21 protein-coding genes are annotated in these 20415 nt (G+C 61.2%); 2 read left to right on the plus strand and 19 right to left on the minus strand.

The annotated features are described in order from the left end of the window. Positions 1-37: 37 nt before the first annotated feature. The 19 genes from DIE13_RS21830 to DIE13_RS21920 form a co-directional block, all read right to left on the minus strand. Positions 38-535 carry a hypothetical protein gene (locus DIE13_RS21830; RefSeq protein ID WP_124829192.1) on the minus strand — a complete coding sequence of 166 codons (498 nt, stop codon included), beginning with the start codon at positions 533-535 and terminating at the stop codon, positions 38-40. Further along, the gene (locus DIE13_RS21835) at positions 532-3375 is read right to left on the minus strand and encodes a phage tail length tape measure family protein (RefSeq protein ID WP_124829194.1); all 2844 of its coding nucleotides are present in this window, start codon (positions 3373-3375) and stop codon (positions 532-534) included. The genes DIE13_RS21830 and DIE13_RS21835 overlap by 4 nt, the downstream gene beginning before the upstream one ends. 43 nt (positions 3376-3418) lie before the next feature. Next, complete coding sequence (locus DIE13_RS21840) at positions 3419-3850, minus strand: DUF1799 domain-containing protein (protein WP_221622216.1); 432 nt, start codon at positions 3848-3850, stop codon at positions 3419-3421. Next, positions 3802-4140: a hypothetical protein gene (locus DIE13_RS21845; RefSeq protein ID WP_124829196.1), complete on the minus strand. Its 339-nt coding sequence runs from the start codon at positions 4138-4140 to the stop codon at positions 3802-3804. Before DIE13_RS21845 ends, DIE13_RS21840 begins: the two co-directional genes overlap by 49 nt. Before the next feature lie 75 nt (positions 4141-4215). Beyond that, positions 4216-5148: a phage tail tube protein gene (locus tag DIE13_RS21850; RefSeq protein ID WP_124829198.1), complete on the minus strand. Its 933-nt coding sequence runs from the start codon at positions 5146-5148 to the stop codon at positions 4216-4218. Between the two features lie 33 nt (positions 5149-5181). Then, positions 5182-5604, minus strand: coding sequence for a hypothetical protein (locus DIE13_RS21855; protein WP_124829200.1), 423 nt, complete (start codon positions 5602-5604; stop codon positions 5182-5184). Further along, positions 5601-5897 carry a hypothetical protein gene (locus DIE13_RS21860; protein ID WP_124829202.1) on the minus strand — a complete coding sequence of 99 codons (297 nt, stop codon included), beginning with the start codon at positions 5895-5897 and terminating at the stop codon, positions 5601-5603. Before DIE13_RS21860 ends, DIE13_RS21855 begins: the two co-directional genes overlap by 4 nt. A 2-nt stretch (positions 5898-5899) precedes the next feature. Then, the gene (locus DIE13_RS21865) at positions 5900-6235 is read right to left on the minus strand and encodes a DUF2190 family protein (RefSeq protein ID WP_124829204.1); all 336 of its coding nucleotides are present in this window, start codon (positions 6233-6235) and stop codon (positions 5900-5902) included. Positions 6236-6300: 65 nt separating this feature from the next. Further along, complete coding sequence (locus DIE13_RS21870) at positions 6301-8373, minus strand: prohead protease/major capsid protein fusion protein (RefSeq protein ID WP_260435107.1); 2073 nt, start codon at positions 8371-8373, stop codon at positions 6301-6303. 55 nt (positions 8374-8428) lie between these two features. Beyond that, positions 8429-9895 carry a phage portal protein gene (locus DIE13_RS21875; protein ID WP_124829206.1) on the minus strand — a complete coding sequence of 489 codons (1467 nt, stop codon included), beginning with the start codon at positions 9893-9895 and terminating at the stop codon, positions 8429-8431. Position 9896: 1 nt separating this feature from the next. Continuing rightward, positions 9897-10103 carry a phage head-tail joining protein gene (locus DIE13_RS21880; RefSeq protein WP_124829208.1) on the minus strand — a complete coding sequence of 69 codons (207 nt, stop codon included), beginning with the start codon at positions 10101-10103 and terminating at the stop codon, positions 9897-9899. Positions 10104-10105: 2 nt separating this feature from the next. Next, positions 10106-12178, minus strand: a complete 2073-nt coding sequence (locus DIE13_RS21885) for a phage terminase large subunit family protein (protein WP_124829210.1) — start codon at positions 12176-12178, stop codon at positions 10106-10108. Next, positions 12126-12755 carry a hypothetical protein gene (locus DIE13_RS21890; RefSeq protein ID WP_185731213.1) on the minus strand — a complete coding sequence of 210 codons (630 nt, stop codon included), beginning with the start codon at positions 12753-12755 and terminating at the stop codon, positions 12126-12128. Before DIE13_RS21890 ends, DIE13_RS21885 begins: the two co-directional genes overlap by 53 nt. Positions 12756-12969: 214 nt before the next feature. Continuing rightward, positions 12970-13752, minus strand: coding sequence for a hypothetical protein (locus DIE13_RS21895; RefSeq protein WP_124829212.1), 783 nt, complete (start codon positions 13750-13752; stop codon positions 12970-12972). 219 nt (positions 13753-13971) lie between these two features. Next, positions 13972-14769 (minus strand): hypothetical protein, encoded by a 798-nt coding sequence (locus DIE13_RS21900; protein WP_124829214.1) that lies wholly within the window; start codon positions 14767-14769, stop codon positions 13972-13974. A gap of 288 nt (positions 14770-15057) precedes the next feature. Beyond that, the gene (locus DIE13_RS21905) at positions 15058-17796 is read right to left on the minus strand and encodes a VapE domain-containing protein (RefSeq protein WP_124829216.1); all 2739 of its coding nucleotides are present in this window, start codon (positions 17794-17796) and stop codon (positions 15058-15060) included. A gap of 154 nt (positions 17797-17950) precedes the next feature. Continuing rightward, positions 17951-18343 carry a hypothetical protein gene (locus DIE13_RS21910; protein ID WP_124829218.1) on the minus strand — a complete coding sequence of 131 codons (393 nt, stop codon included), beginning with the start codon at positions 18341-18343 and terminating at the stop codon, positions 17951-17953. 9 nt (positions 18344-18352) lie between these two features. After that, positions 18353-18877 carry a phage regulatory CII family protein gene (locus DIE13_RS21915; protein ID WP_185731214.1) on the minus strand — a complete coding sequence of 175 codons (525 nt, stop codon included), beginning with the start codon at positions 18875-18877 and terminating at the stop codon, positions 18353-18355. Positions 18878-18977: 100 nt separating this feature from the next. Continuing rightward, positions 18978-19226: a hypothetical protein gene (locus DIE13_RS21920; RefSeq protein WP_260435108.1), complete on the minus strand. Its 249-nt coding sequence runs from the start codon at positions 19224-19226 to the stop codon at positions 18978-18980. A 104-nt stretch (positions 19227-19330) separates the two neighbouring features. On the opposite strand from DIE13_RS21920, the gene DIE13_RS21925 reads away from it, so the two are divergent. Beyond that, complete coding sequence (locus DIE13_RS21925; RefSeq protein WP_185731215.1) at positions 19331-19840, plus strand: helix-turn-helix transcriptional regulator; 510 nt, start codon at positions 19331-19333, stop codon at positions 19838-19840. After that, on the plus strand, positions 19797-20297 hold the full coding sequence (locus DIE13_RS21930; protein WP_124829222.1) for a hypothetical protein: 501 nt from the start codon (positions 19797-19799) through the stop codon (positions 20295-20297). The genes DIE13_RS21925 and DIE13_RS21930 overlap by 44 nt, the downstream gene beginning before the upstream one ends. Positions 20298-20415: the final 118 nt, after the last annotated feature.

Genomic DNA, 20415 nt, shown 5'->3' on the forward strand with positions numbered 1-20415 from the left:
CAGGGCGGGCGGAGCCTGAGGAAGAAAACGAGCTAAATCAATCCCATCGCAACGGACCGGGCAACTGAACGTGCAAGAAGGTATGCAGTGGGTCAGACATTGCAGCGATTTCCTGCTCGGTATGTTGCTTTAGCACCTCGTAGACGTCGAAGCTGACCACCGGCATACGCTTGACCTGCAACGTCGCGGTCACGTCGAACCATGCTCGAGAATCGCTGATCGCTGGCTGATACGGTGGATCGCCCGTGAACATCGCCTGCACCGGCGTGACACCAATGCCGTTGACTAGATCGACCGAGAAAGGGGCAGCGCCGGCGTTGATCTCGTATTCGACGAATGCCTCGAACGTCGCCATCTGAGCATGCGTGAAGCGCCACTTAACGGTGACAGACGTCGGCGCATTCGTCGAGCGCCGACGATTACGTGTGCGACCGCTATCCAGGTCCGTGCTCGCGAACCGCGCTTTCGGCTGCATACCGTACCCGCTCGCACGCGGCCCGGGCAGCGTGGCGGGCCATTCGGCAATATCTGTCATCTGTTCGCCCCCACCGCCCGATTGAGTCCGTATTGCCCTTGCATCGCCTTCGCGGTCGCCCCTCTACCAGACAAGATTCCGGACGCGATATGTCGATCGATGGCGGGCAACAACACGTCGATTCGAGGGGCACCGTTCGCACCGGTCGTCTGCGTCGTCTGCGTGCCTTCCGGTGCTCCATGAATGTGCACCTCGACAGGCGGCGACGTACTCGCGCTCGGCGCTTGCAACATTGGAAGGCCACCAGCATAGCGAGCGGCATCACCCAAACTCGCGCCATTATTGAACGCGGTCAAGAACGATCGCACACCTGGTCGCGACGCTACCGACGCGCGCGTTACAAACTCACCATCCGACAGACGAGCGTTGATGCTGTCACTGGTACTCGTGCCCGCCCCCCAGACCGATCCACCGCCTGCTCGCGCCAGCGTGAATCCGGGCATCTCCATCCCGGCACCGAGACCATAGAGGGACCCACTGCCGCTGATGGACGACGGCATCGTAAATCCGTATGCATTTCCCACGGCCGATAAACCAGCCGAGGTGAGCGACGGTATGATCAAATTCATCAGCGACGAAAACGTTCGCTCCGCAAAGAGCCGAGAAAACGACGCAAGCATGCTGCTAACCATCGATGCGACCGCATCTGCAGGCGTTTTCGATCGCGTAACTATGTCGGAAAACATCCCGCTGAATGCGTCCTTACCTGCAGTCGTGAAGTCCTGCAGATAGCCTCGGCTGTCGAGCATCGACTGCCGGATCTTGTCGCGCAGCTGGTCGAGACTGCGCAGCACGCCCTCGTCCGTCGTCGACCAGGACAGTCTGTTGACCTGGTCATACAGGACCTGCAGCGACTGTACGGTCGACTCCGAGTTATCACGAAGCCGCGAGAACCCATCAAACAAACCACTTAAGCCAGTTTGCTGATCGAGCGAGATCTGCGCCTGTGCGTCCTTGGCCTGCGCCACGATATCGTTGTACCGCGCGCTCAGGTCAGTGAGTAGGCGATTCTGGTCGAGGAATGCTGCACCCGAGAGATCGCCGGTCGTCACCGCCTGCAACATCGCACCGCGATACTTTTGGTCGTAGTCGGTCAGTGCCTTCGGAGCCGTCACGCCGGTCTGCGCCAGAAGCGCATTGTGCGCATCCTGAATCGACTTCAGGTATTCGCGCTGCGCTTGCGTTTCCTGCGTCATCAGTACGGCGATCTTCGCGTGGTTGTCCTGCTGTACCTTCGCGATCTTCGTATCGACCTCGCCGATCTCCTTCGTAATCCGGATCCGTTCGTCTGCCGGAGCCTTCCAGTAGGCATCCTGCAGCGTCGTCTTCTCTCGCTCATAGGCCGTGATCTGCTTCTGAGCGGTCTCGTTCGCGAGCGAAATTTCGGCCTGATAGAACGCCTGATCCGAAACCAAAGTGGCTTTGTGCAATGCCTGCAGCTGATCATCTTGCGACTTGTACGCGGCAGTGATCAGCTCGAGATCGTTTTTCGTCTCCTGCAGCGCGGCGTCGAGGATGCTCTTCCGCAATCTATTTGCCGCCCCGGCACCACTGTGGTCGCTGTACCGCTTCCGAATCGCAGCTTCGTCGGCTGCCTGCTGCGCTGCAGTGACCTTGTTGTCGGGATTGGCCGTGTTATACGCGGCGACATGCTGCCGGTACTCTTTCAGAGCATCATTGACCCGCTGGACACCCTTCTCCTCGTCACGGAGTTTCTTGATGTAGTCGGACGCCGCAATGCCCGCCTGCTGCGTTGCAGCCTCCTGCGCCTTAACGGCCGCCGACCACTGCTCCCGGGACGCCTCGTGGTTGAGGTTGTCCAGCTTCTCCTGCGCTGCGTTCAGCTGTCCCTGGTACAGGTCCGCGTTCATCTTGCCGGTGGGCGAATTGAGCGCATTCTTCAGTCGCGACACATCGGCGCTTGCAGCTGCAATCTTTTCGGAGGTCGTCTCGTCTCGACGAATCGATTTCATCCACTCCCATGCGCTTCGAATCCCGTCACCGACACCTCGCCATGCACGCTCCAGCGCACCGAGGTTCGGGATCGATTCAGACGTCCAGTGCGCATCGAGCGTGCGGGCCACCTCGAGCATCGCCCCCTGTTTGTCGCCTGCATCTTCGAGTTCGCGGACGTACTCGTATTGCGCGGTCGTCATGAAATGCATGCTGGCGTTATGCTGCTCAGCCCACTTCGCGACGCCGTCCGGCATCCGCGCGTAATCCTTCTGGATGTCCTCGAGGCTTTGGCCCGTCACCTCGTGCATGTGAATGGCCGAATCGCCGAGGGCCACCATCGACTCACTGCCAATCTGGCCACTCTGCACAAGCCCAATCATTGCCTCACGCGCGGTGCCCATGCTCGTATGCGTGCGATCGCTGAGCGTCTGGGCCATGGCCTCGAAGCTACTGGAGGTCAGTCCGGCGTAGTTGCCAGTCAGAATCAGGGCGTTGTTGAACGCCTTGGATTCTTCATATCCCTTATATGCCGCTACCGCAAACGAACCAACCGCCGCAGCCGCCGCAGTGACGGCAAGCCCGACCGGCGACAGGATCAGTTTGAACGCGTCGATCTGCTCACCGAAGACCATCAGCGAGCCGCCGAAATTCTTGAAATTTCCTGTCGCCAGCTCGTGGGCCATCACGAGCAATTCCTTGCGCGCGCCGGCCGTATGGACGGACACCTTGTCCATCGCAGCGGCGCCGGTGGTGCCCGCATTTCCGATCGCCTGCCCGACCGTCTTCGAACTGCTTTGCAACGATCGAGAGCCAGCCTGATAGGCGCTCGGATCCATACTGATCTGGACGACGAGTTGACCGAGAGATGCGGTTGTTCCAGTCATGTTTTCGCTCCCTGAAAATACCCTGAGCCGGGATAAATACGATTCACGTCAACTCGGCATGCAGCACCTCAAGCGCTGCCTGCTCCATCACCTGCAGCTGCTCGAATGCCTCGCGCTGCCGACGCCGCTTGATGCCCATCACACGCATGACCGGTTCGACCGCGACGTAATCGATGCCGGTTCGTACGATCTGCGAGCGCGTCATCGTTCCGAGCCCGACGCAGCGCCATTGCGTCGTAAGCGCGAGAAACAGCTGCACCGCATTCCAGTTCGGTGGCAATACCTCGAAGTCGCTCTTCGTTCCGCGCTCACGTGCCGCGTCGACGTCGTCCTGTCGAGCACCGAACGCCGCGAGCGCGTCGACTACTCCGTCGTCGACCTGAAACTCATGCGGCGAGGCCCCGGCCCAATGCCTCGCCGCATCGATCAGTTTTTTCGCAGGGCGCCGGACTGGCCATCGAGAAAGGACTGCCACAGTGCGACTGCAACGTGGCCGCGACTGAGCAATTGCCCGAGCAAATCTGCACTGAACGGGATGCTCTGCCCCGACTCGTCGTTCAGGTCGTACCAACCCATGACGAGATCACCCAATGCCACACGAACCGGTTTGTTTTCTTTCATCATGTCCGTGACCTGGTCTTCGCTGAGCCACTTGAACCGCGCGACAAACGTCGATTCGACGAATGCCCCGTCGGGAGAGTCACCCGGCTCGCGAATAACGACCTTGTTGGTGAATGCTGCACGTTGCGTGAGAACGTAGGCCATTGCGGTCCTCTAAATAGAAAAGGGCCGCAGAGCGGCCCGTGATTGCGGATCAAAAAAAGCAACTTTGGTCGACGATTACATGACCGTGATGATCAGTTCGTCGTTGCCGTTTTCCGGATTGATGCCGAGATCGCCGTTCAGCATCGCCTTGTTGTTTTGGTCGCTGTAGGTCAGATTGCTGATCTGCGCCTGCGGCGCCTCGAACAACACGATGTTGCCGGCCGACTGCCCTTGCTGGATCGACAACGGACCGAGCACAGCGTCTTTCGATGCCGTCCACCAATCCTTGTCCGACACCTTCCCGAGCTCCATGACGATCTTCCCCGTCGGCTGACGATCGTCCACTTCTGCGCCTTCGTCGCCGATGAGCTGGAACCAGTTGAGCGAGTTCGCGATATCGAGCGACAGCTGCTGCAGCGGGCCCGTGTAACCGTGCATCGACCAGGTCGTGTGCGCGGTGAGGCCGAGCTTGGGCGTCAGGAACTTCGAGAAATCCGTACCAGCCGGCAACGGCGTATCCGTCACCGGGTTGTACGCCCCCATGAACTTGAACGACATCTTCGGGATCGCGCCCGCCGTGATGTCGAACGAGACGGTCCCGTAAGCATCCGTCAACTGATGCAGCAGGCCGTCGAGGTAGTAGTAGATCGTCAGCGGCGTGGTCGGCTTGACGCTCACCGGCGCGTATTTCACCGACACGCCGTCTTCGATCGTCTCGGTGAAGTAGCATGCCGTCAGCAGCCGCCCCCATGCCGGCGGCGTACCTGCAGCACCGCCCCCCGCAATCTCGACGTCGAACGTCAGTTCGGTATGCGCAGCCGCAGTCAGTTCCTGGCTCCTTCCGTAATACGGCCGAATCAGGTCTCGACTGACCATCGTTGCTGCGACAGGGGTATGGCTCGGATTGCTGATCAGCATCGCGTCGTCAGCTCCCGTCGGAATGGCCGGCGCACCGATTGCGGCCTGCCGCTTCGCGAGAATGACTGTGTTGCGGGTGGATTTCGCCATGTCGGCTCCTTCAATATGGATAGAGCGGCGGCGCTACAGCGCCTTCGTCGCCGTCTGATAGTCAAACGTGTACTTCATCGTCAGGACACCGATCCCGCCCTCCGAACTCGCGGTGCGCGGCTCGTCGGACTCGACTTCAACGACCCCGAGCAGATCGTCAGACGAGAACGCCATCACAATCGGATGAGTGCGTTCGAAGATCTCGTCGGCGGCACCGTCCGGGGCGCTGGCGCGAATCACCGCCGTAAGCAGCAGTTCACACCGCCGCGTGACCCGCCCGATGTTGTCGTCGACCATGACGTCGCGCCCGCGACTGATCACGAGTACGCGCCCTTCTTCCCGACTGATCGCGTCGAAGATGGAGCGCTCCACGATCACGCCCTGCGCCTGCAGCTCGATGTCGGCCTCTACCAGGGCAACGAGATCCCGCATATACATTTCTCGCTTCGTGGTCACTTGATCTCCTCCAGATCAGCGATCATGAAGTAGCCGTCTCCCTTGCGGCGTGGCGGCCTACGCACGCGATAGCGCGAGCCGTCGATCGCGAGTTCCGAACCGCGCGCCAGGTCCGGCAAGTCTTGCGCGCGATACTCCATCTGGTACTCCGCGACCGTCACCTGTGCCCCAAGCTCAAGCAGGTCGGGCGTTTCGAATCCGATCTGCACCGGATCCGCAACCCCATCGACCTGCGCCGTCTTGAGCATCCCGACGGCAGCAATCGCCGCCCAGATCACGGACGGATCGAACATGGTTACGACGTCCGGAGCAGACGCACGCGCGCAACACCGGCGTTCGCCGCCTTCACGTCCGCGAAGATGCCGGCGACTGCATGGTCACCCGCCGTCGCCGTCACCACGCCGGCCGCGTCGTCGAAGTACGCCAGGTCGCCAACGACGGCCACCGCTGCCGTATCCGCCGGAACCTCGAAGACGCCTTCGAGCGCGTACTCGCCCGGCATGTTCGCTGCAAACGTACCGGTCGACACAGCGGGCGTCTTCGAATTGCCGAGCAGCACGAGCTGCCCCGATGCAACGGCCGCCGCGAGAGTGGCCGTCAGCGTGTTTCCTTTCTGAATGTAGTTTTTCATCGTCAGACTCCTGTAGAAATTGATATGCCGACAGTGCCGCGCTCACTGGGAGCGCAGCGCATGCATCATTTGCCCGGATTCTTGTACAGGCCCCGGAAGTCCACCGCCTTCGCCGCGAAATCGAGCCGTGCCTTGACCTTCAGGCCGTCGACGTCGAAATCGAGCGATTGCTCGGTGTACAGACCCTCCTCGCCTTCGAGATAGCAGTACTCGACCGTATCGATCACGGACGGATCAGCTGCGAGATACCAGGCGTCGGGACTGATCGCATCGAGGCGGGGCTCGACGATCGGCGTCAGCACACCGAAGAACGGGTTCTGCTCTCGCGCGACGTTCGGCGTGTACTGGTTGCTGGTGTACTGCCCGGCCGCCGTTTCGAGCGCCGCCGGCACGATCAGGAACCTGGGCGCCAGGTTGAGCGCCGTACCGTCTCCCGGAGCCTTCTGCGTACGCATTGCCGAGCGGCCCGCCGAGAGCGTGTCGATCCCAATCGCGCCAGCTGCTCCGACGTTGCTGTGAGCCGCATCGAACAGCACCTTGCCATCCGACATCTTCACGTTGCCGGTCAGCGCCGAATAGACCAGGTCGGATTCGAGGTTCGCAGCCGCACGGCCGAAGAACACCGGGACGCGTTCGAGTGCCGACAGATCGTCGTTGATGATCATCGCTCGCGTGAAGTTGACGATCTTCCCGTACGTGCCGAGCTGGATCACCTCGCCACCGTCAACGAGCGACCCATACTTGTACTCGCCGGCCTCGTTCACCTTTTCGAGCTTGATCGCGCCATCCACCATCACGCGCGTCGCAGCGCGGAAATCGGTGAGCATGCCCTGACGCGCCCAGGCCGAAAACGAACGCGGTGCGGCGGTGTACGCCTCACGCAGCGTGCGATTGATCACGTTGCCGAAGACGACCGGAAGATCCGACGTCGTGTTGTAGGCACCGCGCGCCCCCATCCCGAGCGCCGCGCCGGCCAGTGCACGCACGTCCATACCGCGCGTATCGACGCCCGCGGCCTCCAGGCCAGAACGGCACAGCTCGCGCAGGTTCATGCCGCGATACTGGCGTGCGACGTCGGTCAGCGCGTGGCGCGGGTTGATTCGATGCATGAGCGCATCCGTCATCGCTTCACGACGCGTATCCGCTTCGTCCTGGACCGTTTGGATATCCGCTTGACCACGGATACCGGCAGCGGCAGAGCGCTCTGCCTGCATGCGCAGAACGTGCGCACGCACTGCGTCCGCGCCGATGCCCTGATCGATGAAGCCGGTAATCAGCGCGTCCTGGTCGTCCAGCGTGCTCGCGCGCACCGCTTGGCGAATATCGATCACGCGTTGGCGCTCGGCCTGCGCTCCTTCAGCACGCGCACTCTCGGCTTGCTGCGTAGCGACGTCGGGGGATGCCGGCGCCGGGGCTTGTACGGGCGTCGACTGGGTACGGGTATCGTTTTGGCTTTGGTCTTGGACACGCATCACAACTCCTTGGTGGTTCGGCGAGCTATTCGCGCCGCTGGCTTGATTTCCTGCATTACGTTCGGCGAACTCGCAGGGGTAAGAACGTTCGGAGCGCGGCGCTCCTGCACCGCGTGTAGTTGCGCCGACATCCGCATTGATCGGCACCATGGAGATCTCGTTCGGCTCCCAGTCGACAGCGCGGTAGATCCACTGGTCATTACCCTCCTGTCCGGGCGGGATCATGTCGACGCGATAGGTTCGATAGCCGACCGAGACGTTCCGCAAGATGCCGTCAACAACATCCTGAAAGACGGGATCTGCGTCGGGCCGGCGCGAAAATCGAAGCGTCGCCGTGCCCGAGCCGTCGGCCGAATCGATATCAGCCGATTGCACAACGCCCAGGACAGCATCGAGACCGCTCCACCCGTCATGGTTGTTGAGAACCGGCGCCGTGCCGGACTGCAAACGCTCCATGCGCACAGCACCGGGCTCGGTACTCAGCTCTTCGAGGTAGCTGCGATCGCGATACCAGTCGTACCGCAGCACCTGAGCGCCGGCGGTCCACACGACATCGACCGTTCGCGCGTCCTGATTGACAGTGCCAACAGGCATCTGCCGCGTCATGATCGGCATCGACGTGCTCCGCGCCTGCGGGTCGGTCGAATCCGTATTGCTTCGGGGCATGCTCGCCTCCAAATGAAAACGCCCGCATAGGCGGGCGTGGTGAGAAAAGAACCGGTCAGGCAGCGTCGACAGGTGGTCGTCGTCGTTGAGCGCGGCTGGTAACGGCAGTTACCTTGCCGCTCGGCTGTGGCAGATCAGCGTCAAGCGTATCGCTGAGAATTTCGCCGTCGACTTCCTCCGGATCGTCACCGAGCTCGCGAATACCCTGCACGCGGCTCTTGAGCCGGGCCTCGATCAACGCAATCAACCCGGAGGCTTCGCGCATCGGATCGATGAATTCGATTCGCTCCGGCGTCCACGTAACATCGCAGTCGGTCAACTTGGTCCTGCCCGCAAGATATGCGGTCGTGACGAATCGCGAGGCTACCCGTTCACATAGCATCGGGATCACGATGAGCCATTGCTTCTGCTCCATGATTCGCTTGAACTCCATCTTGCCCATGCGACCACTCGTGAAATTGACCTGCGAGTAGTCGCCGGTCAGTTGCTCGTACGTGAGGTCTGCGCCGGCCGCAATCGCACGTAACTCGATCCGCACGTGCTCCTCGTAGCCGTTGCTTGCAGCGGGCGCCGCGAACTGCACCTCTTCGTTTGCCCGCAGATATTCGATCATGCCGGGTGACAGTGCCTCGACGCGAGGACCGTCACCGCCCGCCCCCGCCAACGATGTCGGTCTGCCCGCCTGGAAGCTATCGTCGTTGGTTTTGACGAAGGCCGCGAAACACGCTTCGATCTTCTTTCGTACCAGCTCGGCGTCCTGATACTCATCGAGATCACGCACCTTCCAGATTGACGTCGCGAATTCCGGAAAGCCGCGCACGGCGCCTGGTCGCTTGATCGCATCGAACAGGTGAATCACTTCGGATGCAGGCACAAAGTGACTTTGCATGTCACGGGGCACTGTGGCGATTTCGCCAGGATGCCGATCAAAGAACCAGTAGCCGACGCGTCGCCCAATCGCGTCGAACTGAATCCCGGTGATGATGAATCCCCCGCTGTCGGTCGGGCCGGTTCTCGTGCTGTCCAGGTAGTCAGATTCGAGCACTTGAAGCTGCAGAGGTACATCAAGCCCGTCTCCCGCCAGGCGAACGCGGAAACGCACGTACACCTCGCCGGATTCCTCCATTGCCCGGTAGCACTGCGCCTGGATGCCGTTGAAGTCGAGCAAGCCAGCCGCGTCGCATTGCTTGATCCACCGCTTCCACAACTTCTGAAGCTTCTTGTCAGCGAACTTCGCTCGAATCCCTGTGCCGACCAGGTTGGCGACCTTCACGTTGAGCGCGTGCTTGATGTAGCCGTTGTTCCGGATCAGGTCTCGCGATCGGTTTCGCAGGGTCGCAAGGGCTGGCGCCAGCTCGGCATTCGCACTCGCCCCGCCTACGCGCCAGCCTGCCGCGCGCGGGCCACGCTTCGCGCCATCAAAGCCGCGAACAGCATCGAGCGCCATTCGCGCACGCATACGATGCATGCCCCATTCCGGCGAAACCGACGCGATCATTCGCTCGAAAAAATTCATCTTCATGTCAGAACCGCTCGATGATGGCAATGCTTGCGCGCGATCGGCCGCCCGTTCCGCTGGCGGCCGCGACGTCTGCCTTGATCAGGTCGCGAGCAGCCAGCAGTTCCTGGACACTGCGGAACGTCGTCTTCTTCCCGTTGTATTCGACAGTCAATGCGCCACTGGCGATTGCCCGCTCGACCGCAATCAGGTCGTTTTGAGTGAATGCCATATCTAACGCCTCGTCAGCCAGTTCTCGCGCCGTGGGACCCACCCTGCGCGCGCAGGACGGCCCGCTGACTCCACTGGCTCCGGAGCAGCAACGGCAGTTTCAACTTCCTCGACAGCAGACACGCTGGTCGACTGATCATCAAGCGCATCGCTCGGGTCATCCATCTCGTCCACGAGCTGTGCATCCGAACGGGTCGCATGCTCCCCGGTAGATGCCGCGAAGAGATCGCGAACACGCGGTTCGACGACGATCTCGATCGCCGCCCAATCGGCATCCTGATATGCGTTGAGCCGCAAGCGGGGGTGATAGGCACACGCGAAGTTGTAGACCTTCAGATCGAGCGCTTCGTTACGCTTGCGCAGGCGATCCCATCGGTCCTTTGACGGGTTGTAGACCTCGGCGCACAGTTGCTCGAAGTACTCGTCGTCGAGGTCCATCGAGAACCGCATGCGGCGCTCGGACACCTCCCGTTCCTCATCGGCCGCCAGCGCACCAAAAATCCGATCCTTCGCGGTGTCCGTGCCGACCGGCCACACCTTCACGCCCCCCTTGAGGACACGACCGTCTTTCTTCACGTCCTGGTCCGTTGGCTTGCCGACAATCGGACGATGCCGGACAGAAGCTCCCTTGACCGCGAATACGCCCCGGTGCGTCCGAGTGCGGCAGTAGTCGTATGCATCTTGCGTGCGGTGACCACCGGTGTCGACGGCACACACTTCAATCCGCATAGAAACGCCGAAACTGTTCACGAGCGACGTGTCGAGCACTCTGTCCACTGCGAGCCATGGCTCAGGCGTCGCGGGATCGCCGCGAATGACGATGTGATCGATCGTCCAGTTGCGCATACCGCGCCCCCAGCCGGATATCTCCATTTCAAGGCGATCATCTTGGGTGTCGACCGCCGCCGTCAGCACCAGGCAACCGGTAGGAATCGTGCGCTGCGCGTACGGCTCTGCGCGGCGCTTGATTGCCTCCCATTTGACCTCCGCACTCTTGTCCTCCCAGCACTCAGCAAGCGCGTTGTTCGTGAAAGCAATTCGCTTCTCGACGTCCTGCTCGCTCGCCTCCCAGTCGTCCATCAGATCCGACCACGGGCGCCATCCAAGAGGCGCGTATAGCGCGCTCAGGTGGAAACTTGCGGCCTTACCATCGCCCGGCGCGGTCGGCATCCAGTACGAACGGCCGTAGCCGGCTTTCCAGGCGTGCTCCGGGCTTCCAACGCCACACCCCGGGGCCTGGCAGTAGCAGAGCACCGTGCGCGACTCATCGTCGACGCGACGGAAATTCTTCCATTCGAAGAACTGAGCAGCGCCGCACTCGGGACAGGGGACGAAATAGCGCCGCTGGTCGCCGCGCTCGTACAGGCGCTCGATCTGCGAACGCCGCTTGATCGTCGGCGTGCTGTTCGCGAAGATCTTCGCGCGACGGCCATAGTTACTTGTACGGTTGATCGCCAGATCGATCGGATTACCCTGACCGTCGACGTTCTGCTCGTACTCGTCGACCTCCTCCAGCAGCACATACCGCACCGTCGTCGACTTCAGCCGGCCGGCGCGCGTCGCGCTGACGAGATTCATGATCCCGCCAGGGAAGCGCTTGCGCAGCTTCGTGTTCGCACTGCCTTTGCGATTCGCGTCCTTTACACGCTTGCGCAATGCCGCGGTCGACGTGCGCATCGCCTCGAAGCGATCCATCTCCCACTTCTCGGCGTCGTCCTTCGTCGCGAACACCGCGAGGATGTTCCCGGCCGCCGTCGTAATGCTGCGGCCAATGAAGTTTTCGCCGAGTGCGGACCCGCCCAACTGGTGCCCTTTCTGCAACCCGACGATCACGACGCCGCTGTTATCGAATGGACGCGTATCGTCATGTGCATAACGCGTAACCATGCTCGGCTGACCCGACAGCGCATCCATGATGCCGACGAGATACGGTGTGCGTGCGTTACGCCATGGTCCAGGCTCCGGACTGCTCTCCGGCAGGATGCGATGCTTCTCGGACCATTCGGCGATGCCGATACGCCGATCAGGGCGAATCGCCTCCTGTATCGTCTTCAGAAAGCTGTCGATCGCTCCCATCGTCGTCTTCCATATCGTCATCGTGCATCAGTTGCTGCACGTCGATTGACGACAGCGCGCGCGCCAGCTCTTCTTCCAGAATCGCCTCGACTCGCGCCGCGCTCGTCTCTGCCGCGAGCTGATCCTTCACGCGTACGGGCACGTTCATCACGAGATCGCGCAGCGTACGGAACGCGGTGAATGCGATCCGGTTCGCGTCTGTGAGCGCCAGCAGGTTTCCGAGATCCCGGTCCAGCTCCATCCGCTCACGTTGCGCGCGCGTCGATTCGCGCTCTGCACGTGCAGCGCGATATGCAGACATGTGCGGATCGCTCGACCCTGCGGCAGCTGGAAAATCGTCGTCGGCTTCAGCCGGAGGGATGGCGCTTTCACCCGACAGCGCGAGAGTCGACCGTGACAGGTCCGTAAATGACCGCCGGCTCTCATCCGTGTTGCGGCGCCAGGCTCCGACTGCGACGTCGGAGTCGATCTTTCCGTTCGCGGTGAGCGCGATCCGCCCAGACTTCAGGGCCTTCTGCACGGCATTGAGCGCCACGCCCATGTGACGGGCAAAGGCCCGCTGGCTCATCTCAGGCATATGACCACCCTGACCACCAAAAAATGACCACCCGACCACCCGAGTGACCACCCTGAAAAAGGCCCGACACCGTGCGGAGTGCGTGGCTCGAATTACCCGTGCGGCCGGGGTCAGGGGGAGGACCCGCCGATTTTTCGCGCTGCCATCAGTGGTTTCCCCTACCCGTCCGCGAAATTCGCGACCCCGACCGGCCCGCGCCCCGGCCGCCCGTCGATCACGGGTAGACCAGGCGGAACGCGCCGCTCAGGTTCGGAAGCAACCTCGCGTTGATGCTGTCGGTCACGATCTGCGCGAATGGGAAGCGCGGCCGGTAGTTCGGTGCACGCGTGAACACGAACACTGGCTTCGCCGCCCCGTACGCGAGGTGACTGATGCGCGGATCGACGCCGTAGTTCGTCCGACGGTAGATGCCGGGCGGCAACTTGCCTTCGCCGTTGACCAATGCGAAGTAGCTGAAGCCACGCGTTCCCTTTCGGCCGCGAGCCAGCGAGTCCCGACGCTTCTGCGTCATGTTCGCTCGATACCCTTGTTCGGCGAATGCATTCAGGTACGACATCACCTGGATCACTTGCGATCGCGCAACGTTGCCGTACGCATCGAGCGTCGCACCACCACCCGGAACAGCGAACTGGTCGCCGCGAAGCAGACCGATGCGACGAAGCGCACTCTCCATCCGCTTCACGCCGCGACCTCCGCCATCGACCTGCGGCAACAGGTACTTTGTTGCGGGCGTTCCCTTGTACGCCTCGTCCTTGAAGCCGACCGACGCAGCCAGGCGAGCCGACGTGGCCGACACGACACGCGTCGACCTCATCGTCCACGGCGTCGGCCGGTCGAAGTACTGCGGCATCGCCGTCTTCAGCGCGGTTTGCGCTTCACGCGCTGTCGCGTTCAGAGCCTTCGCAGCGATGCTCGGCATCTTGCGCGTCATGTGATCCGCGAGCGCTTTCTCGAAGTCCGAGTCATCGACGTTGAACTTGACGGCAGGTCCTGCCATACGGCACCCCAATGCAAAAAGCCTCGAGGCTTTCGCGCTCGAGGCTTCGAGAATTTCATTTCGTGAAGGCGAACGCCTCCCACTGACCTAACGGGCACCCTTAATTGTTGTTATGTCTCCGAGAGGTTTGCACGACTAACGCGCGGTGCCAGCGAATATCCAGTGACTCGGTAAAGGATGGCCGAATTTTATGCGCGAGTTTCTTGGTTTGCAAGATTTTCATCGTTGCATCTTCCGCCGCACCGTGTCTGACACGCTGCCATCGATCTTGTCGAGCAGCGCGAGTGCGGCGACAAAATGTCGGGGCCATTGCGATCGGTATAGCTCTAACGTAATGCCGAGCGCGTGTGCACGGGCTGGTTCGTCGATCGCGGCTTTTCCAGTTCCCGCGCAGCTGCGACAGATCTGCCGGCCAACACGTGCAACGTACGCGGAGAGGTTAAGTCGCCCCTTTCCGTCACATACCGAACATGCGTCCAGCTCGCGAAACACCATCGGGCCACGCCCGTTATGGGCGAACGGAACGCGCTGCTCGTCGACAATCATCTTCCGACGCCCCATGCAGCTCGGACACTCAACGTCGCGTCCGGCACGTTCATCGCCATGCGAGCGACCGAGCACACCCCGACCATCGCAGTCGACGCAGAGATCCGCGCACCATTCGACAATCACGCGGCGGGCGAATCGCTCGACGATGTCGGCCTTCGCCACCTCGACCTTGCAGCCACGTCGCTTGTCGCGTGCCTGCTGGCGATCCAGGCCCGTGAACTTCACTCGCGAAAACTTCCGCGATGTGCGGATGGTCTGCGACAGGAGCAGCACCGCACGGCGAAACGGTGAGCGCTTCACGTCATGAACGTACGTCACATCCTGACCGTACTTCATGTGCCAAAGTAACTTTCCGAGTTCACCAGCAAACGCGAGAGCAGCCAACGTGGTTTCACCGTCGACCGCCTGATCGTTCAGCTGACTCTGCACGTTCATTGCTGTCCCGGCTCGTTCTTTCAGGTCGATCATCGCTCCCCCCGTTTCTTATCTCGTCCTACTGTCCCACTGTCCCAAGGAAAGAAGGTCAGGTGCGCGTGCGCGCGCTTGCGACGTGCGCTCATCCACGCGCTCACGTCGCGCACGTCGCACGCATACGCACACGTACGCGAGGCGATATGCTTGGGACGTCGGGACATGGGACGACTCGAAGCGCGCCAAATCGGCTGACGCGGCGCGACAAATGTGCCGAGTTGGCGCGACAAAAGACGCTGACACGATGCGAAGAAAGACGCGATCGGCGCGGCGAGAACGCGATAATCAGAAGCACGATTCATCACCTGCCTCCGCTGTCGCGAGCGCTGCTGACGCAGGCCGTGCGATGATCTCGACCTGCTCCGGCCGCTCGTAATACCACTCCCGGCCGCCCTTCGTCTCCCGCTTCCGGATCCAGCCGATCGACTTGATCGCCTTGCCGATGCGGCGCTGTTCGGCCGGCGTCCACTTCGACATGTCGAGCTTCAAACACTCGCCGAGGATTTCTTCCATCGTGACGCGATCCTTCATCTCGATGAATCGCGCGATCATCGGCTCGAACACGTCACCTTCGTAGCGCGCATCCTGCTCGACACGGAACAGCGGCTTCTCATGCGCCAACACCTGCCATGGAGCCGGAATAGCACCATCGGCCTCAAGGTTCGCCGTGTCCCACTCGCAATAGGTCTGATACGCCTCGGCCCAGATCTGATCGCGATCGGCCGCGAGGTCCTTCAAGTTCAGGATGTCAGCCACCTTCACCGGCCAGTAACGACGGTTGCCCGATTCGTCCTTCAGGTACGTGTCGAAGTTCACGGTGCCGGCGAATACGCTTTGACGTGGCACGTCGATCGCGCGCTTCGCATAGGGCGGCCGATAGGTATCGACTGCGGTCGAAAAGAAGCGCTTCGAGTTCGACGACTCGGACTTCGAGAGCGCATCGAGCTCGGCCAGCTCGATCACCCACTTCCCCGCCATCACCGCATACGAATCCTTGTCGCCGATGATGATGTTCGCGTCGGTGAACCAGCGTTGCGAGAAGATTGTCCGGAACGCAGACGATTTGCCAGCGTCCTGCGCGCCTTCGAGAATCAGGACGTTGTCCATCTTGCAGCCGGGCTTCATGACGCGACCGACCGATGCCACAAGCCACTTGAACCCGGCCAAGCGCACGTACTCCGTATCCTCAGCACCCAAGTACGTGACAAGCCAGCTCTGCAGCCGCGGCGTCCCGTCCCACGTCAAGCTGGCGAGGTAGTCACGCACCTCGTGAAAAGAATTGCGCTCAGCAACAAGGAAAACAGCGTCGGAGATCAGATCCGCGCGCGGACTGACCGCGTATCGCTGGCCTAGCCACAATGCACAACGCGCATCGTCGCGATCGGTCCATTCGCCCACTTCGCCACCGGGGAACGGGGGCGGCTTCAGCTTCACGATCCGCAGCGCGAACAGCTCGAAGCCGAGAACACCGTCCCACTTCGGATCGTTGGACAGGATCGCGAAGATGTTGTCGACGGTCGGCAGCAATGCTCCGCTATTCGTGCGGCGCAGATCCGCGTACCACGACCGAGGCTGCCGCGCTTCCTCAGGGGGCAGTTCATCATCTGCAGCGCCAGCAGACGAAGGGGGCAACGCATCGCCGGCATCGAGAATACGACGAGCACCGCCGTCGTTCTCTTCCGACACGATCCCGGCTTTCTCCATATCACTGAGGAGCCGAGCCGCACGGTTGTAGCCGATCCGAAGCTGACGCTGCACGAGTGACACCGATGCACGCCGAGCCTCACGAACTGCAGCGACGGCCTGGTCGAACAATGGGTCAGCGACCGACTCGACAGCATGCAGGTGTGGGAACGGCTTCACATCGCTCGCGGCCGGCGCCAAAACAGCGAGGATCGCGCGGGCGATCTGCTCTTTGACGACGTGCAAGCCTTCCTCGCAATGCAGGTCGTTGAAGTCCGTGAGCTTGCGGTCCTCACGGTTCGAGAAGGCCGGGAACGTGACACTCGCGTTACCGACGGCTGCTGCCGCCTCCTCCGCTCGTATGCGACCCGTGTTTTCGAATCGCTTGACCTGCTCAGGACGCGACTCGACGACAATGCGCAGCTCGACGAAGGGAACGCCTCCGTGGATCTGGCCGATTTCCGCGCTCACGCTATGAACAATGCCGCGATGCTGGATCTCGACCGGATCGGCGCCGACGACCAGGTCGCCGGCATAGCCGAGTTTGTCGACGAGCCAGTTCCTCATCTGCTGCTCGACCTTCCAGTCGTCGTCAGCGCAGATCAAGATATGCACGTCTGGATATGCGTCGCGCAGCGCTTGCGCCGTTAACATGATGTTGCCGGCGTCGAAACACACGGATACCGGGATCGCACCATCGGTCGCCATACGGATCGTACGTGCGGTCGCGTAGCCTTCTGCGATCATCACGACCTTGTCGTCAGCGCTCGATGTGCCGAGGCGGCATTCCGCGCCCTTCTTTTCGGTGCCCTTGTTGAAGCGCTTCGCACCGTCGGGCGTGATCTTCTGGAGACCGACCATGCGGGCGCCGTCGACGGTGTATTTCAGCAGGGGAACGTACAGTGTCCCGTCTTCGGCAAACCGTACGCCCTCCGCCGTAATCTGCTTGCGCTCGAGATAGGGTGACGCCCCGTCTTCCGATGCGTCACCCCACTGCTGCCGCGCGCGATTCGCGGCGAGCTTTGCTGCATTCCGGCGCATTTCTTCCTCGGCTCGCTCCGTTGCTTCCTGCCTCCGCCGTGTTTCGGCCAGCACATCGGGTGGAAGCGTGCCACCCTGCCAAACGAATTTCTGCGCCCCGTTGTCGTCCGCACTCCACTCGCCAAACGCGCCGGCATAACCTACAACCTGCCCGGCGCGGACGACCTCATGCAACGAATACCAGTGCTTCTTTTTCGGGCCATAGCGGTGCGGCTTACCGTCCGCGATGGGGTGTCCGTCGGGCAATCGCGGGTGCCCCGCAGCATCGAGCTGCGCGATGATCTGATCGATCGAGGACAAGGCTTACGCTCCGATCCAGAATTTGCGGGACGTAATGTGAAGGCGGAATTGAGCGCGCCCGGCAGCGAAGGACATGCACGAAGGGCTCGTATTGAGTCGGCGGACGCGATTGTGGCGCGTGCGAAGTGCGGATGACTGAGACAAAGTCACTTTGTTACCCCCGGTTGGTTGATGCCTTTCGCCGATGAAATTCGGCGAGAGTGTGTTCTTCGAATGTCGCCAGTTGCTCAGCGCTGAGATAGCCGGCGACCTGGTCTTTGAATGCCAACCGATCTGCGCGTGACTGCATCGACGCGCAATACTTCGCCGCAATGTCGAGTGCGACGGCAGGATCGGAATAACGTAGTGCGTGCTGCATCACGTACCCGGCCGAGGCAGGGAACGTGTCAAACAGCGTATTGAGAAGACGCGGGATACCCGACGGCATGCGATTCGCCATGCGCTCGAGCGCCGAGCTGGCGCAGCACAACTGGTTGCCGTAGTCGCACGACAGGCCTGCTTGCTCGCGATACACGTTGCAGCACTGCATTCCGGGAATGAATCGCATAGCAGCGGTTCAGTCGCGAACGAACAGGCGCTTCGGGCTCCGCACTACGGTGCGAAGATGCTGGATAAGGCGGTCGAGCGCCCGCTGCTGCGCACGTGCTGCCGTCGTGATGGTCGTCGCCTCATCTTCACTGATGACGTTGTCTTCGAGCGCTACGCGCACGGATTCAGCGACTTCACCCGTATGCGTCGCGATCTTGAGCGCTTCGGCAATCAGCGCGACCGACGAATCCTGCGACGGCTCCGCATCGGCTTCAGATGTGCGTAGGCCGAACTGCTCGTTCAGCGCATAGAGAGCGTCCAGCGCATGAGGAGACCCGTGCTCCTCCATCCACTTCAGCAGCAACACGAACATTTCCATCGAGAGGCGGTTCTCGTCGACCGCACGGAGACGCAGTCGCAGCGCCTCAACCGAGATCGATCGCCCACGGCGAGCAGTCAGGAAAAGTGCCGCATCCGACACCCCGCCCGGCGTGTTGCGAATCGACGTGTAGAGAACGTCAAGCCAATCGGTCCCGCTATATCGGCAGGTCATTGGAGCCCCGTCTGTTCTTGGTGGATGTGGACTTTCATTCTGTTTACCCGGGCGTGCCGCCCTTACGATGAAGGGCATCGGACATCACGCCGACTCCAGATCAATGCGGTCCGTGATTACTGTCACCAGTTGCATCGGGATCTCCAGCCCCCTGCTCCGACTGATCCTCGAAATAGTCGTAAAGCGTCTGGACGGTCGAGATCCGTGGATCGCGCACGAAGCCGCACGCGATCTTCGTGATCGTTTGATAAGGAACCGTGCTTTCGTCTGCGATTCGGGGCCAATCGCCCTTCACCTGATTCAGACGCCGTAGCACGGTGTCGAGCATCGGTTCGCGGTTGCCCTTCATCGCACACCTCATTGGAAAATTTGGCGGAAAACTTCCGTATGCGGAATTTTACACACAATCCAAACTTCCTCATAGGGAATTCCATGTATGGAATGATTCCCCACATGAGCAAAGACTTTTCAATGCGGAAGCTGTTGGCCGACAAAGTGCGCCTCTGGATGGGCAGAGTGCCAGCCGCCGACACGCAGGCCAAACTCGCCGAACGGGCAAAGATGTCGCAGAGCTCCATTCACCGCGTCCTCAACCTGGGCACGGAACCCGAACTGTCGACCGCGTACAAGCTCGCATCCGCGTTCGGGATCTCGATTGCGCAGCTGCTTGAAGATGAGGACCGCGCTGAAGGGACGAATGCGCTTCCTGTCGACCCCAGGCGCTTTGCTGACCTTCCGGCCAGCGAGAAAGAGAAGATTCGGGCCTTCGCCGAATTTGTGATGGCGACTTACGAAGCCAGCAAAGGCAGTGCTGGCGAATTGACGACGGTGTCGGAGACGATTCCGGCAACCAGTGACGAGCGCGCGCTCGTCGCAGGCGTCGCTCAACGTGATCTAACCACGGATACGCTGAGCGAAAATGAGACCAACAACCCACAAGCACGAAAACGCCGCCGAAATTGAGGCACAAGCAACAGTAACGAACCTCTCGTCATATCGAACGCGGCGCCATAAAGCCGCAAACATCGCGAAGCAGCCAGCCGCCGCCAATCTCGAAGCGCGGCACCTGCGAATCGCATCACACCTCAGCACTCGCCTCGAATCAAACGGGCCGCACGCTGTCGCGGCTGCACTCGTCCTATTGCGTGCAGATGGCTCTCTCGATTCCACATCGACAGGTCTCGAAACCGAGTTCATTCCGCTCCTTGTACGCGGCCTCACTAGCCTCGCCGGCAAGCTGAAGAGCCCCAGACGAACATCAGCCACCTCTCCACGCCAACGCGGCAATGCATCGCTTGCCGCAATCACGACGATCGGCTTCGTCGCCGCCACTTACCTCAACGACTACGCATGGCTCGACGCTGCGCTGTCTGTTGCGGCTCAAGTCTGCGCAGCAAGGATGTGGGGGCGTAAGGACTGATCCGAATTCCGCACGCGGCAATCGAACCCCATTTGTTAGTGCAATTTCGAAACAGAAATATCCGTATATGGATTGACACGTAATTCCGTATGCGGATATTCTCCGGCGGAACGCGTCA

The sequence above is a fragment of the Burkholderia sp. Bp9016 genome (assembly GCF_003857765.1).
In the GTDB taxonomy this organism is placed as follows: Bacteria; Pseudomonadota; Gammaproteobacteria; order Burkholderiales; family Burkholderiaceae; genus Burkholderia.

Coding starts and splice junctions, on each gene's coding strand:
- DIE13_RS21830 (WP_124829192.1), bottom strand. CDS start 535: ATGACAGATATTGCCGAATGGCCCGCCACGCTGCCCGGGCCGCGTGCG.
- DIE13_RS21835 (WP_124829194.1), bottom strand. CDS start 3,375: ATGACTGGAACAACCGCATCTCTCGGTCAACTCGTCGTCCAGATCAGT.
- DIE13_RS21845 (WP_124829196.1), bottom strand. CDS start 4,140: ATGGCCTACGTTCTCACGCAACGTGCAGCATTCACCAACAAGGTCGTT.
- DIE13_RS21850 (WP_124829198.1), bottom strand. CDS start 5,148: ATGGCGAAATCCACCCGCAACACAGTCATTCTCGCGAAGCGGCAGGCC.
- DIE13_RS21860 (WP_124829202.1), bottom strand. CDS start 5,897: ATGTTCGATCCGTCCGTGATCTGGGCGGCGATTGCTGCCGTCGGGATG.
- DIE13_RS21865 (WP_124829204.1), bottom strand. CDS start 6,235: ATGAAAAACTACATTCAGAAAGGAAACACGCTGACGGCCACTCTCGCG.
- DIE13_RS21870 (WP_260435107.1), bottom strand. CDS start 8,373: ATGCCCCGAAGCAATACGGATTCGACCGACCCGCAGGCGCGGAGCACG.
- DIE13_RS21875 (WP_124829206.1), bottom strand. CDS start 9,895: ATGAAGATGAATTTTTTCGAGCGAATGATCGCGTCGGTTTCGCCGGAA.
- DIE13_RS21880 (WP_124829208.1), bottom strand. CDS start 10,103: ATGGCATTCACTCAAAACGACCTGATTGCGGTCGAGCGGGCAATCGCC.
- DIE13_RS21885 (WP_124829210.1), bottom strand. CDS start 12,178: ATGGGAGCGATCGACAGCTTTCTGAAGACGATACAGGAGGCGATTCGC.
- DIE13_RS21890 (WP_185731213.1), bottom strand. CDS start 12,755: ATGCCTGAGATGAGCCAGCGGGCCTTTGCCCGTCACATGGGCGTGGCG.
- DIE13_RS21895 (WP_124829212.1), bottom strand. CDS start 13,752: ATGGCAGGACCTGCCGTCAAGTTCAACGTCGATGACTCGGACTTCGAG.
- DIE13_RS21900 (WP_124829214.1), bottom strand. CDS start 14,769: ATGATCGACCTGAAAGAACGAGCCGGGACAGCAATGAACGTGCAGAGT.
- DIE13_RS21910 (WP_124829218.1), bottom strand. CDS start 18,343: ATGCGATTCATTCCCGGAATGCAGTGCTGCAACGTGTATCGCGAGCAA.
- DIE13_RS21915 (WP_185731214.1), bottom strand. CDS start 18,877: ATGACCTGCCGATATAGCGGGACCGATTGGCTTGACGTTCTCTACACG.
- DIE13_RS21920 (WP_260435108.1), bottom strand. CDS start 19,226: ATGAAGGGCAACCGCGAACCGATGCTCGACACCGTGCTACGGCGTCTG.
- DIE13_RS21925 (WP_185731215.1), top strand. CDS start 19,331: ATGAGCAAAGACTTTTCAATGCGGAAGCTGTTGGCCGACAAAGTGCGC.
- DIE13_RS21930 (WP_124829222.1), top strand. CDS start 19,797: ATGAGACCAACAACCCACAAGCACGAAAACGCCGCCGAAATTGAGGCA.